Here is a 15,083-nt window from a genome sequence, read left to right on the forward strand (position 1 = left end):
ATGAGTCAAAAACTGCAAGCAGCAATCACAGGAGTAGCCGGTTATGTGCCGGAAAAGGTTCTGACCAACAAGGATTTGGAAAAAATGGTTGATACCAACGATGAGTGGATAACAACCAGAACCGGAATCAAAGAAAGAAGAATACTCGAAGATGGAAAGGGCCCAAGCGACATGGCCGTTCCAGCTATTAAAGATCTACTCAAAAAAACGAATACAAAACCCGAAGAAGTTGACCTCATACTTTTTGCTACAGTTACACCGGATCTTGTGTTTCCGGCTACAGCAAATATCACGGCCGATAAGGCGGGGTTGGTTAACGCTTTTGGTTACGATATAAACGCTGCTTGTTCAGGCTTCATTTACGCTCTCACTACTGGAGCAAAATTCGTGGAGTCAGGATCACATAAAAAAGTAATCGTTGTTGGGATGGATAAAATGTCCTCAATAATTGATTATCAGGATCGTGCAACCTGTATCATCTTTGGAGATGGTGGAGGTGCCGTTATGCTCGAGCCAAATGAGGAGGGTTACGGAGTTTGCGATTCCATCTTAAAAAGTGATGGGTCTGGCCGTAAATACCTTCACCAAAAAGCAGGAGGATCTGTGAAACCTCCATCTATTGAAACAATACAGGCTAGAGAACACTATGTTTATCAAGAAGGAAAACAGGTGTTTAAAGCAGCAGTGAGCAATATGGCAGATGTTTCTCGCAGAATAATGGAACGAAATAATCTCAAAGCTGAGGACGTGGCATATTTAGTTGCTCACCAGGCAAACCTCAGGATTATAGACGCTACCCGCAACGCGATGAACCTCGATGAGGAAAAAGTAATGATCAACATCCAGCGTTACGGAAATACGACAAACGGAACTATTCCACTATGTTTATGGGAGTGGGAAGACAAACTCAAAAAAGGAGATAATTTGATTTTGGCAGCTTTCGGAGGTGGGTTCACCTGGGGAAGTATTTACGTTAAATGGGCGTATTAGTAGAATCACACGATAAAATTTTACCTTTACAAGTCATAAAAACAACAGGCTATGGATTTGAATGAAATTCAATCACTGATAAAATTTGTTTCTAAGTCAGGAGCAAACGAGGTAGAACTTGAAACGAAAGATTTTAAGATCACGATCAAGTCAGGACCTAAAGGAAAAAGAGGAAAACAGGCAGAAGAACCACAGCAGGTTGTTCACACGCAAATGCCAATGGCCGCGATGCCACAGCAAATGCCAATGCCTCAACAGCCGATGCCACAACAACAGCAAGCGGCTCCTCAACAACAGTCAGAACCGGCACAGCAGTCGCAGGGATCTGACCAAAAGAAAGACGAAAAAACTGAAGACGATTCAAAATACGTGACTATTAAGTCGCCAATGATCGGTACGTTCTACCGCTCTGCTTCGCCTGATAAACCACCTTATGTTGAGGTTGGCGACAGTATAAAAGAAGGAGACGTGACGTGTATCATTGAAGCGATGAAGCTGTTCAACGAGATCGAATCTGAAGTGAACGGTAAAATCGTGAAGGTACTCGTTGATGACGCTACTCCGGTAGAATACGATCAGCCGCTATTCCTGGTTGATCCTTCTTAATTTACTCACGTAAAAGGATTTGTTTTGGCTAAAAAATTGAAACTTTTCGACAAGATTTTGATTGCCAACAGGGGGGAGATTGCACTGCGTGTGATCAGAACCGCTAAAGAAATGGGCATCAAAACAGTAGCTGTTTATTCAACGGCTGATAAAGACAGCCTCCACGTTCGTTTTGCTGATGAGGCGGTATGTATCGGTCCGGCTTCGAGTACTGATTCATACCTGAACATTCCCAACATAATGGCAGCGGCAGAGATCACAAATGCTGATGCTATTCACCCGGGATATGGCTTTTTATCAGAAAATTCGAAATTCTCTAAAATTTGTTCAGATCACGGTGTCAAGTTCATCGGTGCAACACCTGAGCAAATTGACGGAATGGGAGACAAGGCTACTGCCAAGTCAACTATGAAGGATGCTGGTGTTCCCTGTGTTCCCGGTTCTGAAGGTGTCATTGACACACTGGAGGAAGCGAAGAAAACAGGGAAAGAAATCGGTTACCCGGTAATGATCAAAGCCACTGCTGGCGGTGGAGGTCGCGGAATGCGTGTTATTCGCAAAGACGAAGACCTCGATGAATACTGGGACAAAGCGAAGAAAGAGGCCGGAGCTGCATTTGGGAATGACGGTATGTACATGGAGAAATTCATCGAAGAACCACGTCATATCGAGATTCAGATTGCCGGTGATCAATACGGAAATGCCTGTCACCTTTCTGAACGCGATTGCTCAATCCAGCGCAGACACCAAAAACTGGTTGAAGAAACGCCTTCACCTTTCATGACGGATGCACTCCGCAAAAAAATGGGTGAAGCAGCGATTAAAGCTGCCAAAGCGATTGGCTATGAAGGTGTGGGAACGGTTGAATTCCTGGTGGATAAAGACCGAAATTTCTACTTCATGGAAATGAATACGCGTATCCAGGTTGAGCACACGATTACGGAAGAAGTGATCAACTACGATCTCGTAAAAGAACAGATCAAGCTGGCTGCCGGAGACAAGATCTCGAAGAAAGAATACTTCCCCAAGATGCATGCTATACAGTGTCGTATCAATGCTGAAGACCCTGATAATGATTGGCGTCCTTCGCCTGGTAAGATTCAGTCTTATCACGAACCGGGCGGACACGGAATTAGAATTGATACGCATGTTTATGCGGGATATTCGATCCCTCCTCACTACGATAGTATGATCTCAAAATTGATCGCTGTTGCGCAAACTCGCGAAGAGGCGATCCTCAAAATGAGAAGAGCGCTAGATGAGTATATTATTGAAGGAATTAAAACAACAGTTCCGTTCCATCAAAAACTCATGCGCAATGAGAACTTCATCAAAGGAAACTTTACAACCAAGTTTCTCGAAGAGTGGGATTACAAAGCTGAAGAGCTTTAATGAAAACTAAAATTTAGAATATGGAAGCCGGTTTTTAAGACCGGCTTTTTTTATTTTGTACCATGAAACTGATCAACAGACTATGGAATGATAAGCCGCTCGCGCTTATCTTGTTTGCCGGAGCTCTCTTTAGAATAATCTCGGCAATCTTCTCTGAGGGTTATGGAATGCACGATGATCATTTCTTAGTCCTTGAACCTGCACAAAGCTTTTTAGAAGGCGAAGATTATAATGATTGGTTACCAGAGAATCAGACGAATCCTATTCCTAGCGGACACAGTTGGTTTTACGTAGGTATTCATTATGTATTGCTCTATTTACTTGAATTCGTTGGAGTACTAGATCCTAAAATCAAAATGCTTGTTATTAGGATTATTCATGCAGCCTATAGCATGTTGATCATTTCGATGGGTTATAAGATAGTGCGCACAATGAGTTCATTTCACAATGCGCGCCTTGCAGGGCTTATACTGGCTTTGCTATGGTTCTTTCCAATTCTCTCAGTGCGCAATCTGGTGGAGATGGTTTGTATTCCTCCATTGATGGCGGCTACTTACCAGATGCTGAAATTTGAAGAAAAGAAAAAGTTCACGTTCGTTATACTTGCTGCTGTGTTTGCCGGACTTGCAACTGGCATTCGCTACCAAGCTGCATTATTCACACTCGGCTTTGGTCTTCTGCTGGTTATACGGCAAAAGTGGATTCCCGCTATTGTATTCAGCGTTTTTTGGGCGCTTGCCTTTTTTGCTACTCAAATCGGGGATCTGATCATTTGGCACAAGCCATTTGCAGAGTTTTCAGAATACGTTCGCTACAACATCGAGAACAAAACAACTTATTTTGACAGACCGTGGTATATGTACCTGGGAACGGTTGCCGGGTTACTGATTCCACCAGTGAGCGTCATGCTCATGTTCGGTTTTGGCTACGGAGCAAAAAAGTACCTTGCCGTTTTTCTGCCAGCATTCGTATTCTTCGTATTTCACTCTTATTTCCCAAACAAGCAGGAACGCTTTATCCTTCCTGTTTTTCCGTTTGTGATAATGCTTGGAGTTGTAGGCTGGAGCATGTGGAAATCACGATCATCGTTTTGGCAAAAACGAAACGGACTGTACCGTGGAATGTGGGTTTTCTTTTGGATCGTCAATAGCGTTTTATTGCTCTTCTTTACACCGGCTAGTACAAAAGAAAGTCGCGTTGAGGCAGCTTACTGGTTGGGGCAACAACCCGATTTTAACAATCTAATTGTAGAATCCTCACACAGTGACAGTTATGTTTCGCCTCCCACTTTTTATTTTGGTTCATGGCCAAACTATTACTACACGACAAAGAAAAAGCCGGCTGAGAGACTCGCGAATTCTGAAGATGTTCAGAACCCAAAAAACAAACCGAATTACGTGTTCTTTATGACGGAAGAGCATTTAGATGAACGGATTAAGCGCTTTGAAGAAGGCTATGGAAAAGAGATTGAACTTGTGAAAACTTTTGAGCCCAGCTACATTGATGAGTTGCTCCACGAACTCAATCCGCACAACAACAATCAAACGGTAAGGGTCTACAAGATCAAGGAGTAAATGCGTTATCAATTTGGGTTCGAATCGTGGCAGGATTCGAACCTATAACTGAGTAGAGTTCCTCTTGTGTGCCGTGCTCGATCACTTCATCCGGAATTCCCAGGATCTTTACCCTGATGCCGGGATGATGCTCAGCCACGTATTCCGCAACTGCGGAGCCGAATCCGCCTTTTTTAGCACCATCTTCCACGGTGATGAACACTTTGTGGTCTTTTGCCAGATCATCGATCAGAGCCGTGTCTAACGGCTTCACAAAGCGCATATCAGCGTGAGTAGGATTGTGCTTTGTTTCGGTCAGAGCCTTTTCCACGAGCCTACTCGTTGTACCGATCGAAAGCACAGCAACACGCTCTCCATCTTTGAGGATTTCTCCCTTCCCGATTTCCACCTTTTCAAAATCATTTTTCCAGTCGATCAGTGAGCCTCTTCCACGTGGGTAGCGGATCAGGAAACTCTGTTTTACTTCATCGAGCTGAGCGGTATAGAGTAGGTTGCGCAATTCGTGCTCGTTTCGTGGAGCGGCAATGATGAGGTTCGGGATGCAACGCGAATATGCGATATCGTAAGCTCCGTGGTGAGTGGGGCCGTCAGCTCCAACCAGTCCGGCACGGTCGATGCAGAAGATCACTTTGAGGTTCTGAATCGCCACATCGTGGATGAGCTGGTCGTAAGCTCGCTGCAAAAAGGTAGAGTAAATGGCGACTACCGGCAACAGACCTTGCGTGGCCATTCCGGCTGCGAGAGTCACTGCGTGTTGTTCGGCAATGCCCACGTCAAAAGTGCGTTGCGGAAATTCATCCATCATAAAAGTGAGCGAACTGCCCGTTGGCATGGCGGGTGTAATTCCCACCAGTTTTTCGTTTTGGTGAGCCAGCTCAACAAGGCTCTGACCAAAAACATCCTGGAATTTAGGAGCTTTTTCGCCCGGTTTTTCCTTTTTGAGCACCTTGCCTGTTGCCGCATCAAAAATTCCGGGAGCGTGCCATTTCGTTGGATTTCCCGTTTCGGCCGGTTCGTAACCCTTGCCCTTTTTCGTGATGACATGAATGAGCTTGGGTCCTTCGAGCTGTTGCGTTTTTTCAAAAACGTGATTCAACAATTCGATATCGTGCCCGTCAATAGGCCCAAAATAGCTGAAGTGCAAATCTTCAAAGAGGTTTGAATCGGGTTGTGGTTTTCCCGCAAAAGCCCGCTCAAGTTGGTCGTAAATACGGTTCGGTTCTGACCGGTACCTATCGACTGAAGATTTGAGGAACTGGTTGAGTGCCCCAACGCTGGGGTCGATGCTCATGCAGTTGTCGTTGAGCACAACGGTAAGGTTAGTCCCGGCAGTTCCAGCGTGGTTGAGTGCCTCAAACGCCATTCCCGCCTGCATCGCGGCATCGCCAATAACGGCCACGTGTTGGCGCTGCTTTTTTTGGAGCTTATCGGCCAGGGCCATTCCCAGCGCTGCGCTGATGGATGTTGAGGAATGCCCAACACCAAAGGTATCGTATTCGCTCTCGGCTCGCTTTGGAAAGCCCGATAGTCCGTGCAGTTTGCGGTTCGTGTGAAATTGCTCTCTCCGTTCCGTGAGTATCTTGTGTCCGTAAGCCTGGTGACCCACATCCCAAACGAGTAAATCATTTGGCGTTTGGTAGATGTAGTGCAGTGCCACGGTAAGTTCCACGGTTCCCAGGCTGGCTCCGAGGTGACCGCCATGTTCTGCCACGATGGAAATGATGAATTCCCGCAACTCGCGGGCCAGTTCATCGAGATCTGACCGTTGCAGTTTTCGCAAATCCTGTGGATTGTCGATGGACGATAACAATTTCATTGGGTACAAAGGTAATGATGCGGTTAAACCAGCGGGATACTCAAAATGCCGAGTGCCAGAATTATTTTATAAAGCGTGTTGATGACCTTGAAATCGGCTTGTTTTTTGGCACGGTAAACGAGTATTGAGCTCATTAAAACCATGATGATCGCAGCTCCAAAGTAAATTGCAACTTTATCGATGGCGTAGGTGAGGTAGAGCAAAACGGGCGGAATGGGAGTGAGCGCCATTGCGGTGTAGAGCAATCGCTTTGTTTTTTTGATCCCGAAATCGATGGGAACTGTGTGGTAACCGTAAATGACATCGCCTTTTTCGCCCAGGATGTCTTTGATAATCTCCCTGATAAATTCAATGATGGCGATGAACGCCACGTAAAAGAAAATAGCGTAGTTGATGTTGTCGAAGTAAACTACGATAATGAGGAACGGGGCAATGGTCAGAGCCACAGCTGCAATATCGTTCAGAACCGAGATCTTGCGCATTTTGTGACTGTAGAACCACAGCGCGATGGAAAACAAAAAGTTGAAGAGCATGATCCGCTTGGAAACGTAAAAACTGGTGATCATGCCTAGCGTGTTGAACAGAAAGTAGAAATTGAGTGCTGTTTTTTCGCTGATGAGCCGGTGAATGACGACTTCTCCCGGTTTGTTGATGATGTCGCGCTCCACATCGTAAAAGGCGTTGATGATAAATCCCGAAGCGATTATGAACGAAGAAGAGAGAACCACCAAAAATAATTCCGGATCGAGGATCACGGTGAGCCAGTCTTTATCGGGGTTTAAAATAAATACCGATGCGAGATACTGAGCCAGTATTAAAATGAGGATGTTGTACCACCTGACGAGAGACAGAAGGGCGAAAAACTTAAATAGTGCAACACGCTGGCGCCTATTTAAGATCCTTTTCAAAACTTGTAAATTACCTCGAGTTCGTGATTTTTAAGGAGCGATTTGGCTTTTTCCAGGTCTTGCGTAAAACCGAGGACAAACCCTCCGCCACCTGAGCCACACAATTTGAGATAGTAAGCGTTCGACTCCAATCCCTGCTTCCAAATTTTGTGGAATGCTTTAGGAATCATCGGCTTGAAATTATCGAGGATCAGACCCGATAAATTCTTGAGGTTTTTGAATAGCGGCTTGGTATCGCCTTTCAGGAATGCGTTGATGCATTCATCGTTGTATTTTTTGAACTGCGATTTGATCATGTTGCGAAAACCTTCCTGCTTCATCTTTTCCATAAAGATGTTCACCATCGGTTGAGTTTCGCCAGGTGTACCGGAGTTGAGGAGGAAGATCGCGCCTTCTTCAGCCGAGCTGTCATTTGAGGCGGGAATTCCCACTGTGCCCAAATCCCCTTTTCCTTTGATGAGGATGGGAAGCTTGAGGTAGCATATTAGCGGATCAATACCCGAGCTCTTGCCGTGAAAGAACGATTCCATCTTACCGAAAATCTCTTTCAACTCAACAATTTCATTTTTCCCGATTTCTTCTTCTGACTGACCAAATTTATCGATCGCGTATTTGTCGTAAATGGCTGCTACGATAGCTCCTGAACTGCCCACTCCGAATCCCTGCGGAATGGTAGAGTCGAAATACATACCCTTTTCGATGTCTTTTTTGAAAGCTTCCACATCGATTTTCGCATGAAAATCCGGCTCGTTCACCAGGTTCTGAAGGTGAGTGGCGTATTCATTGAGCGCTTTTTGTGATTTTTCTTTCGCTTCAAAGTTTTCTGATGAAAATTTGAGTTCACCGCGAAATGCTTTGTAGGGAATAGACAACCCCATTGAGTCCTGGATGATGCCGTACTCACCGAACAAGAGAATCTTAGAATAAAATAGCGCCTCTTTAATCATGGCATTAATTGTTGAGGGCCTTCACCCACATTGTCGCAAATATAATTTTTGTCTTCACAATAAACAATGAGTTCATTCTGAATAAACTCGAGAACTATTGGTTCAGCGCTCTCAGGGTAGAGGAGATGAACGTTTGCTCCCGCGTCTAAAGTGAAGAACAACTGAGTACCTGTTTCTGTTCGCCAGTTGCGCACTTTTTCAATGACAGCGAGTGTGTTGGGCTTCATGAGGATGAATGATTCAGGCCCGCTCATCATGAGTGCGTGAAGCATTAACGCTTCTTGTTCAACAAGGTTTCCAAAGGCTTCAATATCACCTTTTTCCAGGATGTGTTTGAGTTCTGTAATGTTGTTGTTGGCGGTTTGGTAGCGCTCATCACGAAAAGGGTGTTTGTCGAGCAAACTGTGACCAACTGTGCTGGAAACTGATTTCTTTCCCTGATCGATGAGAAGTATGGTATCGCGAAAAGTGTGAAAGTCTTTGTGGACTTCCTTTTCGGGAACTTGAATAGCGTAGAGGTCAGATCCGTTGGCGTACTCGTGATGCTGACCCCACATGGCGAATTTCGAGTAAACTGAACGGCTTGCACTTCCCGACCCGATGCGGGCGAGGAAAGAGGCTTTTTCGTAAAAGAAGTCGCTGTCAACATTTCCGTTGAGTTCTTTCTCGAGCGACATGCAGCAAAGTGCCAGCGCGCTCATCCCTGATGCTGACGATGCGATTCCGCTCGAATGGGGAAACGAGTTTTTGGTGTGGATCTGAATGTGGTAATCCTGCAAAAACGGCTGAAAGCCACGAATTTTATCCAAAAAGGAAAATGCTTTTTGTCCGAACGCTTTTTGCTCTTCGCCATCGAGGAAGAGCTGAAGGTTTTGGCGATCGCTGCCTCGTTTTCCAAATATTACCGTTGTGGTTGTTACGCATTGTGATAGCGTAAAACTGAGCGAAGCGTTTGCCGGCAACTGATCGCCTTTTTTGCCCCAGTATTTTACCAGCGCAATATTGGAGGGCGACTGCCAGGTGTATTCTGCCTGCTCAACGGGGCTGTTGATTCCCCTGAAAATAAAATCTGCCGTTTCCTTCATCATTATGAGTTGTGCAAAAGTACGGATTTGGTTTTGTTGATGAAGTGGTTCAACAGATGAATTGAGGATTGGTTTAGGAAGCAATTTAAAAATAAACCAGAGTGAAAAATAATCTATAACGTATCATTATACAAACAAAAATGACTATTATTGTTTTAATAAATAAACATTATGGCGAATAAGAGTCCTGTTTTATTACCGAAAATGCAACGACTTTTAGCTGAAGTTGGAGAAAATATAAGACTTGCCCGGTTGAGGAGAAAGCTCAGTAGTGAGCAAATGGCTGAGCGCTCAGGTATGGGACGGTCAACTTATGTGAAAATTGAAAAAGGAAATCCTGGAGTGAGTATTGGGTATTACTTAAATGTCCTCAACGTGTTAGGGTTGGAGAAAGATTTTTTACAACTTGCTAAAGATGATGTATTGGGCCGTAAGTTACAGGATGCTAACCTAAGTACGAAAGAAAGAGCTCCAAAGAGAAAGAAAAATAGCAATGAGTAAGCGGGAAACCAAAAGGGACGTATTCGTATTTGCAGATTGGAGAGGAATGGAAGAACCTACTCTAATGGGGGTGTTACATTCAGAATTGCTTCGGGGGAAAGAGGTGTTCGCATTTGAATATGCTAATGACTGGTTGCAATCGGAACACGCTTCGTGGTTAGACCCTGATCTGGGGTTGTTTTCAGGACCTCAACACATTAGAGGTGAAAAGCCGAATTTTGGTTTGTTTCTGGACTCTTCTCCTGATCGATGGGGACAACTTTTGATGCGAAGACGGGAGGCAGCTTTGGCCAGAAAAGAAGAACGCTCTCCTCAAACACTTTTTCAAACAGATTATTTGCTTGGTGTTTATGACGAACACCGGATGGGAGCTTTGCGCTACAAGCTCGATATTAATGGCTCATTTTTAAATGATAATAAAGAGATGGCTGCTCCCCCGTGGACATCAATTAGGGAGCTGGAAGAAATCAGTTTACGTTTAGAAGATGACGAGATAATCAATGACCCTCATTATTTAAAGTGGTTAAATATGTTAGTTGCTCCAGGCTCATCCCTGGGTGGAGCTAGACCTAAGGCAAGTATTCTTGATTCAAATGGTCACCTTTGGATTGCTAAGTTTCCAAGTCGTAATGATGAATTTGATATAGGGGCATGGGAGAGATTGACCTACGAAATGGCTATTGATGCCGGAATAAATATGGCAGAGTCAAAAGCAAAAAAATTCTCGAGTAGACACCATACTTTTTTAACAAAGCGTTTTGACCGAACAGATAAAGGCGAAAGGATTCATTTTGCTTCAGCCATGACTCTATTGGGATATTCAGATGGTCAAAATTATCAGTATGGAGTAAGTTATTTAGACCTTGTTGAATTCATAATGGAAAAGGGAGCAAATGTGGATGAAGATATGGAAGAGCTGTGGAGGAGAATTATTTTCAGTATATGTGTTTCAAATACAGATGATCATTTGCGAAACCATGGTTTCATATTAACTCCTGATGGCTGGGAATTGTCACCTGCCTACGATATAAATCCTGTTGAAACAGGTTCAGGGCTGAGTTTGAATATTTCTGAAGATGATAACTCATTGAACTTAGATTTGGCTATAGATGTGTGTGAGTATTTCCGCTTATCTAAAGATCGGGCTTATGAGATTATCAAAGAAGTTAAAAAAGCTGTTTCAAGTTGGAGAATAAAAGCAAAGCGATACGGAATATCAAAAGCAGAACAAGAACTAAAAGAACGAGCTTTTCTAGCTACAGAAACAAAATGAATAGATATGAGTATTTTGTATTCATTCCTTACACACCTGCAAGTATTTTACAAGTTTAATCATTAAGGATAATCACAATTTGAGAAAAACTGATCACGCGCTTTTAAATTGGATTCAGGGTCAGGCCATTTTAATTCTCTAGCCAATACTATTTGATCGGTTTAACCAACCCATTTAGCAACTTATTCCAAATCTTCTTATCTTCCCCAAAACAAAAGCACATGAAATTCAAGATGATGCAGACGAAACGGGAGGTTGAGTTGAAATCTTACTTACTCTCGTTTTTGGCTAATAAATGGGATTACACGATTCATGTAGGTTGTGATAGTCAGAATTTTTCATCTAAAACGGTTTACGTCACTACGGTGGTGATTCGCTTTCAGAACCGTGGGGCCCATGTGCTTTACAAAAAGGAAGTTGTTCCCAAGATTTTGGATATGTGGACGCGCCTGTGGGCTGAGATCGAACGATCTGTTGAACTGGCTACTTATCTGGAGGAAGAGTGCGGAGTGGAGGTGAGCCAGGTCGACATGGATTTCAACGAAGACCCTCAATTCCCGAGCAACAAGGTGTTAAAAGCCGCAAGCGGCTATGTGAGCAGTTTGGGTTTTATCGTGAAAGCCAAACCGAATTTGCTTATGGCTACTTGGGCTGCGAATGTGTTGTGTCATTGAGTTGTTAGGGAAATAGGTTGCTTTTGCTAAAGCAAAAGAATGAGATAGGTTTTTCGCATTTGCGAAAAACGATATAGATTTCTCGCTTTGCTCGAAATGAGGTATGTTCTCTCGTTGTGGCTCATGAGTCGTTTTACTCAAGAACGTGGATTGGACTTCAGGAGGAGACTGATATGTTTTCCTTTATTTGTGATATCAGCTTTTGTAGAGTGGCTTTTTTGAACTGGGTGATTTTCTTGATAATAAGAGAGCGGTGAACAGTAAATAATTCATTTGTTCTCACTTCACTTTCTTTTCTGAGTTTAATGTCAATTTCATTCTGATTGATGTGAAAGGACAATTCGTCATTCCTGATGACAGATGTTATTTTAGCGACAATCAAATTTTGCCTGTTTATAGAATCCTTTGAAATGATGACAACTGGTCTTTTTTTAGATCTCGATAGATCAGTGTAAGGATAAGGAAGTAGTACAATATCACCCTGATTAAAGTTTTTCATCGGTGGAGAACAATTTTAGTAATTATCCCAGTGATCATCTTCTTCAGAATCCCAGTCTTCTGACAAAACCGGGGTTGAGATTTTGTAATGATGGTGTTTATCTGCTAATTCTTCCAGTGTTTTGTGGAGCTCTTTAACTGAGGCAAGGAAAGTTTGAAAACTGTCTTTTATTGCTCTAAATTTTTCATCGTTTGAAGATTCCAGTGATTTTTCAAATTGATTAATTACAGGAATCATTTTTTCAAGCAAGAGAAGTTCTTTTTCTGCTTCTGAATTTTTTAGGTTTCTTGATTGAGAAACAGCTCCGCGTATTCTGAGGTTAGCATCTTCGATTTTTGAAATAGCAAACTCTTCGTAGTCGTTCCACACTGAATCAGTGTATTGGAGGGAAGACATTATTCCGAGTGTTTCAAAAATGAAATGGTTATATACATGACCGTAACTCATATTTCAAAATTACGGAAATATTTGGAGATTGATTCTTGAGCCGGATCATCGATCGTTTTTGGTGCCTGAAACAGTATTTAAATCACCATTTCCTCAAATGGAATAATGGTATCAAAGCCTTTATTTGAAAAGTAATTGAGGGCTTCTTTGCGGGTGGCGAGGATGAAATCTCCGCCCCAGGCGCCAAGTGATTTTATCGCTCCGGGATAATCGCTGAATTGTTTTTCTCTGATAGGTTGTTTTCCGATAGCTTTTCCGGTTGTTTCCTCGAGTTGATTGAGGGTTTCCTCAAAACTGTTAAGATCATCAACCTGTGTTAGTTTATCGGTCAGAGCCGTGATGTGATTAGCGGTCACTTCACGATCGAATTCGAGTTTGTGGTAATTCCCCACCTCTTTTTGACTGTCTTGTTTTTGGTTGAGGTAAACGAAAAAGAGTTCGTCAGCAAACGGTGGGTTGAACGCTACTTCTTCAACTTTTGGCTCGTTGTTTTGGAGCTGGTAGAAGATGGGTGAATTATGTTGTGCGCAGGCTACATCGTAGCCGCTTCCGCCCATTGTTTGGCGAAGTAACTCGAAAGAATTTACTCCCGCCCATTGAGCCACACAGGAGATCAGGGTTGAGCTTGATCCTAGCCCCCACTTTCTATTGAAATCGAGCCGTGTGGTGATTTCGTAATGCTTTTGACTGGTTAAAAATGAGGGATTCAGGATAGAAGCGTAGCGGAGAATGCTCTGTAAATTTCGGGCTGCTTGTTCGTCACTGGCACTGAGGATTTGGAAGTTCTTGTCGAACCACACTTCAAGCCATATACGGTCGTTTTCGTCCATCGCGCGCCATTCAACTTTACGCTGATTGGCATCGCGGGTTTGTACGTCCAGGCTCTGACCGTAACGAGTGGGAACAGCCAGTGCTTTGGCACCGTCTAAAACGAGGTACTCGCCCGATATCAGGAGCTTGCCGTTTGCCCTGAATTGCATGCTTTACTTTTTTAGCTCTTCAACTGATGAAACGCCACGCATCTCGCAAAACTTGTTCACGATCATGTTGTAGTGGGGAACTTTGTCCTTGAAGAACTTTTTCATTTCTTCTTTTTCTTCGTTAGTGGCTTCCAGCTTATTGAGAATGTTGAGCAGGTGCATTTTCATGTGTCCCTGCTGAATGCCGGTAGTCACGAGAGCACGCAACGCACCAAAGTTTTGTGCGAGTCCGCTAGCGGCCACAATACCCATCAATTCTTTAGCCGATGGATTATCGAGAAGCTCATGAGCCAACTTTACAACCGGATGCAGGTTTGTGAGTCCGCCCACAGTGCCGAGCGCCATCGGAACCTCGATCCAGAACTTGAACATGCCATCCTCCACAGAGCAATCTGTGAGTGATCGGTACTGTCCGCTACGTGATGCGTAAGTGTGACAGGCAGCTTCAATTGCGCGGAAATCATTTCCGGTTGCAATTACCACTGCATCGATTCCATTCATAATGCCTTTGTTGTGCGTGGTAGCACGGTAAGGTTCAATGCGGGCAACGTGAACAGCACGCTCAAATTTTTCCACAAATTCTTCGGCTGAAACACCATCGGTTTCGAGAAACTCTACCGGGCAGGAGACTTCAGATCTTACCAAACACTCAGGCGTGTAGTTCGAGAGAATACACATGATGATTTGGATGTCCTTTTCTTTTTCGGTGAAAATATCAGATTCGCTAACTGCTTCCTGTAACGTGTTGGCAAACTGCTCCAGGCAGGTATTGATGAAGTTGGCTCCCATGGAGTCAACCGTTTCAAAAGTCGCTTTAATCTGGTAGTAGTTGGGTTCTTCAAATGTCTTGTTAATGAGCATGAGATCCACAATTCCGCCACCGCGCTTGCGCATGTTTTTGGTGATCTCAGCAGTATCGGCATAAAAACGGTCTTTTACCGAGTTGAAGAATTCCCAAAGCTTGTTGTAGTCGCCATAGTATGCAAAATGAACGTGACCTACTTTTTTGGTGGATACCACTTCGCTTTTGAAGCCTCCGCGGTCATACCAAAAGCTGGCTGCCTTAGCGGCTGCTGCAACAACTGAGCTCTCCTCAATTGCCATGGGCATAGCGTAAACCTTATCGTTGATCTTAAAGTTTGGCGCCACTCCAAAAGGCAGGAAGTAATTCGTGAGCGTATTCTCGATGAATTCATCGTGAAGCTGCTGTGTTTTTGGGTCGTTGTGCCAGTATTTTTGAAGCGTTTGTCGCGCCTCATCGGGATTGTTGAAATAGTTATTCGTGAGCCATTCGATCTTGGCTTCTTTCGTCATTTTGGAAAATCCCTGTACTCTCTTTGACATGGTCGTTCTTTTTGCGAAATATACTGCGAAAGTAACGCATGTAAAAT

At 43.8% G+C, this 15,083-nt stretch carries 15 protein-coding genes; 7 read left to right on the plus strand and 8 right to left on the minus strand.

All coding sequences use genetic code 11. From position 1 onward, the window contains the following. The 4 genes from F3059_RS10985 to F3059_RS11000 all read left to right on the plus strand — a co-directional run bounded on the left by F3059_RS10985 (window position 1) and on the right by F3059_RS11000 (window position 4,562). Window positions 1-990 carry a beta-ketoacyl-ACP synthase III gene (locus F3059_RS10985; RefSeq protein WP_151169191.1) on the plus strand — a complete coding sequence of 330 codons (990 nt, stop codon included), beginning with the start codon at window positions 1-3 and terminating at the stop codon, window positions 988-990. A 51-nt stretch (window positions 991-1,041) separates the two neighbouring features. Further along, a complete protein-coding gene (gene accB / locus F3059_RS10990) occupies window positions 1,042-1,596 on the plus strand; it encodes an acetyl-CoA carboxylase biotin carboxyl carrier protein (protein WP_151169193.1) in 555 nt (184 codons plus the stop codon). A 24-nt stretch (window positions 1,597-1,620) separates the two neighbouring features. Beyond that, the gene (gene accC / locus F3059_RS10995; protein WP_223274602.1) at window positions 1,621-2,988 is read left to right on the plus strand and encodes an acetyl-CoA carboxylase biotin carboxylase subunit; all 1,368 of its coding nucleotides are present in this window, start codon (window positions 1,621-1,623) and stop codon (window positions 2,986-2,988) included. 62 nt (window positions 2,989-3,050) lie between these two features. Next, window positions 3,051-4,562 carry a glycosyltransferase family 39 protein gene (locus tag F3059_RS11000; RefSeq protein ID WP_151169195.1) on the plus strand — a complete coding sequence of 504 codons (1,512 nt, stop codon included), beginning with the start codon at window positions 3,051-3,053 and terminating at the stop codon, window positions 4,560-4,562. Here the strand turns inward: F3059_RS11000 and dxs are convergent. Genes dxs through mvaD form a run of 4 tightly spaced genes read right to left on the minus strand, consistent with a single transcriptional unit; the run spans window position 4,552 to window position 9,321 of the window. Beyond that, window positions 4,552-6,378: a 1-deoxy-D-xylulose-5-phosphate synthase gene (gene dxs / locus F3059_RS11005; protein ID WP_151169197.1), complete on the minus strand. Its 1,827-nt coding sequence runs from the start codon at window positions 6,376-6,378 to the stop codon at window positions 4,552-4,554. The two genes, F3059_RS11000 and dxs, sit on opposite strands and share 11 nt — an antisense overlap. A 23-nt stretch (window positions 6,379-6,401) precedes the next feature. Beyond that, on the minus strand, window positions 6,402-7,286 hold the full coding sequence (locus F3059_RS11010; protein ID WP_151169199.1) for a geranylgeranylglycerol-phosphate geranylgeranyltransferase: 885 nt from the start codon (window positions 7,284-7,286) through the stop codon (window positions 6,402-6,404). After that, window positions 7,283-8,233 carry a mevalonate kinase family protein gene (locus F3059_RS11015; protein WP_317132366.1) on the minus strand — a complete coding sequence of 317 codons (951 nt, stop codon included), beginning with the start codon at window positions 8,231-8,233 and terminating at the stop codon, window positions 7,283-7,285. Before F3059_RS11015 ends, F3059_RS11010 begins: the two co-directional genes overlap by 4 nt. Further along, window positions 8,230-9,321: a diphosphomevalonate decarboxylase gene (gene mvaD, locus F3059_RS11020; RefSeq protein WP_151169201.1), complete on the minus strand. Its 1,092-nt coding sequence runs from the start codon at window positions 9,319-9,321 to the stop codon at window positions 8,230-8,232. The genes F3059_RS11015 and mvaD overlap by 4 nt, the downstream gene beginning before the upstream one ends. Before the next feature lie 168 nt (window positions 9,322-9,489). Here mvaD and F3059_RS11025 point away from each other — a divergent pair, with 168 nt between their 5' ends. From F3059_RS11025 to F3059_RS11035, 3 genes are all read left to right on the plus strand, one after another. Further along, on the plus strand, window positions 9,490-9,819 hold the full coding sequence (locus tag F3059_RS11025) for a helix-turn-helix domain-containing protein (RefSeq protein WP_151169203.1): 330 nt from the start codon (window positions 9,490-9,492) through the stop codon (window positions 9,817-9,819). Continuing rightward, window positions 9,812-11,092: a type II toxin-antitoxin system HipA family toxin gene (locus F3059_RS11030; RefSeq protein WP_223274603.1), complete on the plus strand. Its 1,281-nt coding sequence runs from the start codon at window positions 9,812-9,814 to the stop codon at window positions 11,090-11,092. Before F3059_RS11025 ends, F3059_RS11030 begins: the two co-directional genes overlap by 8 nt. A 221-nt stretch (window positions 11,093-11,313) precedes the next feature. After that, a complete protein-coding gene (locus tag F3059_RS11035) occupies window positions 11,314-11,766 on the plus strand; it encodes a ribonuclease H-like YkuK family protein (RefSeq protein WP_151169205.1) in 453 nt (150 codons plus the stop codon). Between the two features lie 157 nt (window positions 11,767-11,923). On the opposite strand, the gene F3059_RS11040 is transcribed toward F3059_RS11035, so the two are convergent. The 4 genes from F3059_RS11040 to F3059_RS11055 all read right to left on the minus strand — a co-directional run bounded on the left by F3059_RS11040 (window position 11,924) and on the right by F3059_RS11055 (window position 15,036). Further along, complete coding sequence (locus F3059_RS11040) at window positions 11,924-12,265, minus strand: type II toxin-antitoxin system PemK/MazF family toxin (protein WP_151169207.1); 342 nt, start codon at window positions 12,263-12,265, stop codon at window positions 11,924-11,926. A gap of 15 nt (window positions 12,266-12,280) precedes the next feature. Beyond that, on the minus strand, window positions 12,281-12,661 hold the full coding sequence (locus F3059_RS11045) for a hypothetical protein (protein ID WP_170265157.1): 381 nt from the start codon (window positions 12,659-12,661) through the stop codon (window positions 12,281-12,283). A 128-nt stretch (window positions 12,662-12,789) separates the two neighbouring features. Beyond that, window positions 12,790-13,692 (minus strand): GYDIA family GHMP kinase, encoded by a 903-nt coding sequence (locus F3059_RS11050; RefSeq protein WP_151169211.1) that lies wholly within the window; start codon window positions 13,690-13,692, stop codon window positions 12,790-12,792. 3 nt (window positions 13,693-13,695) lie between these two features. After that, complete coding sequence (locus F3059_RS11055) at window positions 13,696-15,036, minus strand: hydroxymethylglutaryl-CoA reductase, degradative (RefSeq protein ID WP_151169213.1); 1,341 nt, start codon at window positions 15,034-15,036, stop codon at window positions 13,696-13,698. Window positions 15,037-15,083: the final 47 nt, after the last annotated feature.

Source organism: Salibacter halophilus (assembly GCF_008806325.1).
GTDB classification, from domain to species: domain Bacteria; phylum Bacteroidota; class Bacteroidia; order Flavobacteriales_G; family Salibacteraceae; genus Salibacter; species Salibacter halophilus.